Source organism: Pontibacter harenae (assembly GCF_020907245.1).
In the GTDB taxonomy this organism is placed as follows: domain Bacteria; phylum Bacteroidota; class Bacteroidia; order Cytophagales; family Hymenobacteraceae; genus Pontibacter; species Pontibacter harenae.
The window spans coordinates 1-5,567 of the sequence record NZ_JAJJWH010000085.1 but is presented as its reverse complement, the minus strand read 5'-3'; the positions used below and the strand labels follow the sequence as shown (position 1 = coordinate 5,567).

The window sequence follows — 5,567 nt, the reverse complement described above, 5'->3', positions numbered from 1 at the left end:
GTTAAAGCTTCGGCGATGGAAGATGGGCATGCGTGCCATTAGCTAGTTGGCGGGGTAACGGCCCACCAAGGCCACGATGGCTAGGGGTTCTGAGAGGATGGTCCCCCACACTGGTACTGAGACACGGACCAGACTCCTACGGGAGGCAGCAGTAGGGAATATTGGGCAATGGGCGATAGCCTGACCCAGCCATGCCGCGTGCAGGAAGAAGGCCTTCTGGGTTGTAAACTGCTTTTATCTGGGAAGAAAACGCCCATGCGTGGGTAACTGACGGTACCAGATGAATAAGCACCGGCTAACTCCGTGCCAGCAGCCGCGGTAATACGGAGGGTGCAAGCGTTGTCCGGATTTATTGGGTTTAAAGGGTGCGTAGGCGGCCCGTTAAGTCAGCGGTGAAATCCCAGGGCTCAACCCTGGAACTGCCGTTGATACTGACGGGCTTGAGTTCGGTCGAGGCGGGCGGAACTGGTGGTGTAGCGGTGAAATGCATAGATACCACCAAGAACCCCGATTGCGTAGGCAGCTCGCTAGGCCGAAACTGACGCTGAGGCACGAAAGCGTGGGGAGCGAACAGGATTAGATACCCTGGTAGTCCACGCCGTAAACGATGAGTACTCGATGTCGGCGATACACGGTCGGCGTCCAAGCGAAAGCGTTAAGTACTCCACCTGGGGAGTACGCCCGCAAGGGTGAAACTCAAAGGAATTGACGGGGGCCCGCACAAGCGGTGGAGCATGTGGTTTAATTCGATGATACGCGAGGAACCTTACCTAGGCTAGAATGCGCGTGACGGTACCAGAGATGGTACTTCCCTTCGGGGCACAAAGCAAGGTGCTGCATGGCTGTCGTCAGCTCGTGCCGTGAGGTGTTGGGTTAAGTCCCGCAACGAGCGCAACCCCTATCTTCAGTTGCCAGCACGTAATGGTGGGGACTCTGGAGAGACTGCCTTCGCAAGAAGTGAGGAAGGCGGGGACGACGTCAAGTCATCATGGCCCTTACGCCTAGGGCTACACACGTGCTACAATGGCGCATACAGAGGGTTGCCACCTGGTGACAGGGAGCCAATCTCAAAAAGTGCGTCTCAGTTCGGATCGGAGTCTGCAACTCGACTCCGTGAAGCCGGAATCGCTAGTAATCGCGTATCAGCAACGACGCGGTGAATACGTTCCCGGGCCTTGTACACACCGCCCGTCAAGCCATGGAAGTCAGGGAGACCTGAAGCCGGTGACCGTCAAAGGAGCCGTCTAGGGTAAAACTGGTAACTGGGGCTAAGTCGTAACAAGGTAGCCGTACCGGAAGGTGCGGCTGGATCACCTCCTTTCTAGGGTCGCCCCTGGCCTCTCCGAGGCGCAGGTAACCCGCGCGGACGCGGCTTTTTTCTTCTTCTTCTTCTGTCTCGGCAAAACCTCAAAACCCATTTGGCGGGTGTGAGACTCCCGAATCAGGGGGACGTGCGACGCCACGGGGGCTTGTAGCTCAGGTGGTTAGAGCGCTACACTGATAATGTAGAGGTCCGTGGTTCGAGTCCACGCAGGCCCACTGCTTAGTAGAATACCCTGGGGGATTAGCTCAGCTGGCTAGAGCGCCTGCTTTGCACGCAGGAGGTCAACGGTTCGACTCCGTTATTCTCCACACGCTGACACAACAATACACGGCAACGACAACAGGTTGTTGCCCCTAATTTCAGGAGAGGCATTACACACTCGGACGTCTAACGTCTGGTGTCTGATATCTAGATTCTGAGAGNCGTACCGGAAGGTGCGGCTGGATCACCTCCTTTCTAGGGTCGACCCCTGGCTTTCCGAGTGAAGGCGCAGCAAGTGACCCGGCGCGGACCCTTGAAGACTGTTTCAATCAATCAAACTCAAAAACAACACGGCAACGACAACAGGTTGTTGCCCCTAACTCAGGAAAGATTGAAGGTGGAGGTAACACTCCAGTGCTTCGTTTCGGAACTGGGAAAAGTTCTTTGACATGATGGGAGAGAGAAAATAAAGTTTAGGCTGGCGTTGTCTTNCTCAGGTGGTTAGAGCGCTACACTGATAATGTAGAGGTCCGTGGTTCGAGTCCACGCAGGCCCACTGCTTAGTAGAATACCCTGGGGGATTAGCTCAGCTGGCTAGAGCGCCTGCTTTGCACGCAGGAGGTCAACGGTTCGACTCCGTTATTCTCCACACGCTGACACAACAATACACGGCAACGACAACAGGTTGTTGCCCCTAATTTCAGGAGAGGCATTACACACTCGGACGTCTAACGTCTGGTGTCTGATATCTAGATTCTGAGAGAAAGTTCTTTGACATGATGGGAGAGAGAAAATAAAGTTTAGGCTGGTTACGTCTTATGACGGTGATNGTTCTTTGACATGATGGGAGAGAGAAAATAAAGTTTAGGCTGCAGCAATGCAGACCTATGTTAACGAGATGCGGGCCGCCGTTTTAGGACGGCGGCCGAGAACGCAGAGAAGGGCGCATGGGGGATGCCTAGGCTCTCAGAGGCGATGAAGGACGCGACAAGCTGCGATAAGCCGCGGGGATCGGCACATACGAATTGATCCGCGGGTTTCCGAATGGGGCAACCCAGTATATTGAAGATATACTACCCGATAAGGGAGCGAACCGGGGGAACTGAAACATCTAAGTACCCCGAGGAAGAGAAAATAACAATGATTCCGCAAGTAGTGGCGAGCGAACGCGGAAGAGCCCAAACCGGTACTGTCACGGCAGTGCCGGGGTTGTAGGACCACGATGTGGGACCAAGTATTGAAGCATAACACCCTGGGAAGGGTGACCGTAGGGGGTGATAGTCCCGTGTGCGTAAGCTGCTTGGCCCTAGTGGTATCCTGAGTAGGGCGGGACCGGAGAAATCCCGCCTGAATCTAGCGGCACCATCCGCTAAGGCTAAATACTCCTGAGAGACCGATAGTGAACCAGTACCGTGAGGGAAAGGTGAAAAGTACCCTGAATAAGGGGGTGAAATAGAACCTGAAACCATGCGCCTACAAGCTGTCGAAGCCCCTTCGTGGGGTGACGGCGTGCCTTTTGCATAATGAGCCTACGAGTTACTCCTCCCTGGCGAGGTTAAGTTCTTCAAGGAACGGAGCCGGAGCGAAAGCGAGTCTGAACAGGGCGCGCAGTCAGGGGGGGTAGACGCGAAACTTTGTGATCTACCCATGGGCAGGATGAAGGCTGGGTAAAACCAGTTGGAGGTCCGAACCAGTTTACGTTGAAAAGTATTTGGATGACCTGTGGGTAGGGGTGAAAGGCCAATCAAACTGAGAAATAGCTCGTACTCCCCGAAATGCCTTTAGGGGCAGCGTCGCGGTCGAGTCATATGGAGGTAGAGCTACCGATAGGACTAGGGGGAGTCACATCCTACCGAATCCTGACGAACTCCGAATGCCATTTGATATACGCGGCAGTGAGGCGCGGGGTGCTAAGGTCCCGCGCCGAGAGGGAAAGAACCCAGACCGCCAGCTAAGGTCCCTAAGTCCACGCTAAGTTGAACAAAGGGGGTCCACTTGCTTAGACAGCCAGGAGGTTGGCTTGGAAGCAGCCATTCCTTTAAAGAGTGCGTAACAGCTCACTGGTCGAGCGAGAGGGCATCGATAATAATCGGGCATCAAGCATGGCACCGAAGCTGCGGATTGTATTTATACACTGGTAGGGGAGCATTCCAAGGGCGACGAAGGCGTGCCGACGAGGCATTCTGGAGCGCTTGGAAAAGCAAATGTAGGCATAAGTAACGATAATGCGGGCGAGAAACCCGCACACCGAAAGACCAAGGTTTCCTGATCAACGCTAATCGGATCAGGGTTAGTCGGGTCCTAAGGGCGAGGCGAAAGCGCAGTTCGATGGACAGCTGGTTAATATTCCAGCACCGGCCATGCATAGCGATGCGGTGACGGAGAAGTGAAAGGACCGCGCACTGACGGAATAGTGCGTTTAAGCCCGTAGGTATTGGCTTGGTTGTTAAGTACGCCAGGCTAGCTGAAAGGTGAAAGTACTCCAACCCTTCGGGGGCGGAGATAGTGTCCCTAATCAGGCTCCCTAGAAAACCCGCTAAGCGTTTAAATGCATAGCCGCCCGTACCGCAAACCGACACAGGTGGTCGAGGAGAGAATCCTAAGGTGCTCGAGTGAATCACGGCCAAGGAACTCGGCAAAATGACCCTGTAACTTCGGGAGAAGGGGTGCTTCCTCCAGCGATGGAGAAGCCGCAGTGAAGAGGCCCAGGCGACTGTTTAACAAAAACACATGGCTTTGCGAAATCGAGAGATGAAGTATAAGGCCTGACACCTGCCCGGTGCCGGAAGGTTAAGAGGGGGGGTTAGCCGCAAGGCGAAGCTCTGAATCGAAGCCCCGGTAAACGGCGGCCGTAACTATAACGGTCCTAAGGTAGCGAAATTCCTTGTCGGGTAAGTTCCGACCTGCACGAATGGTGTAACGATCTGGGCGCTGTCTCAGCCGTGAGCTCGGTGAAATTGTAGTCTCGGTGAAGATGCCGAGTACCCGCAACGGGACGGAAAGACCCCATGAACCTTTACTATAGCTTAGCATTGACTCTGGGTAACCCATGTGTAGGATAGGTGGGAGGAGATGAGGCGGCGTCGCCAGGCGTCGCGGATCCGTCCTTGAAATACCACCCTTGGGTTGCTTGGCGCCTAACCTCTTTAGAAGGGGGACATTGCTTGGTGGGTAGTTTGACTGGGGTGGTCGCCTCCAAAACAATAACGGAGGCTTTCAAAGGTTCCCTCAGCACGCTTGGTAACCGTGCGCAGAGCGCAATAGCATAAGGGGGCTTGACTGTGAGGCCCACAAGCCGAGCAGGGCCGAAAGGCGGATATAGTGATCCGGTGGTTCCGCATGGAAGGGCCATCGCTCAAAGGATAAAAGGTACTCTGGGGATAACAGGCTGATCTCCCCCAAGAGCTCATATCGACGGGGAGGTTTGGCACCTCGATGTCGGCTCGTCACGTCCTGGGGCTGGAGAAGGTCCCAAGGGTTCGGCTGTTCGCCGATTAAAGTGGCACGCGAGCTGGGTTCAGAACGTCGTGAGACAGTTCGGTCCCTATCTGTTGTGGGCGTCGGAGATTTGAGGGGTCCTGACCTTAGTACGAGAGGACCGGGTTGGACGAGCCTCTGGTGGACCTGTTGTATTGCCAAGTGCAGCGCAGGGTAGCTACGCTCGGACGGGATAAGCGCTGAAAGCATCTAAGTGCGAAACCCGCCCCAAGATGAGATCTCCCTTAAGGGCCGTCAGAGACGATGACGTCGATAGGCCGCAGGTGTAAAGGTGGAGACACCACAGCCGAGCGGTACTAATTGCCCGAGCGCGTTCCCGCGTGCACAGCACAGGCCGAAGAACGGCCCGCACCTCGAATTCTCTCTCTCCCAATCTAGTCAAACAAGCTTTTAAGACATACGCACGGCCATACACCGTGGAAAGACAATGGCGGCTACAGCGCGGGTGTTCACCTCTTCCCATCCCGAACAGAGCAGTTAAGCCCCGCCGCGCCGATGGTACTGGAGTCACATCCGGGAGAGTAGGTCGCCGCCAACCCCACCA

Annotated in this window: 4 tRNA genes and 3 rRNA genes; all 7 read left to right on the top strand. The window is 55.2% G+C overall.

The features are described from left to right. A 16S ribosomal RNA gene (locus LN893_RS20120) occupies positions 1-1,321 on the top strand; the annotation flags it as partial. Between the two features lie 144 nt (positions 1,322-1,465). After that, positions 1,466-1,539: transfer RNA gene (locus LN893_RS20115), tRNA-Ile, on the top strand. 19 nt (positions 1,540-1,558) lie between these two features. Next, a tRNA-Ala gene (locus tag LN893_RS20110) sits at positions 1,559-1,632 on the top strand. A gap of 383 nt (positions 1,633-2,015) precedes the next feature. Continuing rightward, positions 2,016-2,081: transfer RNA gene (locus LN893_RS20105), tRNA-Ile, on the top strand. A gap of 19 nt (positions 2,082-2,100) precedes the next feature. Further along, a tRNA-Ala gene (locus tag LN893_RS20100) sits at positions 2,101-2,174 on the top strand. 278 nt (positions 2,175-2,452) lie between these two features. Further along, positions 2,453-5,343, top strand: a 23S ribosomal RNA gene (locus LN893_RS20095). A 106-nt stretch (positions 5,344-5,449) separates the two neighbouring features. After that, positions 5,450-5,561: ribosomal RNA gene (gene rrf, locus LN893_RS20090) — 5S ribosomal RNA — on the top strand. Positions 5,562-5,567: the final 6 nt, after the last annotated feature.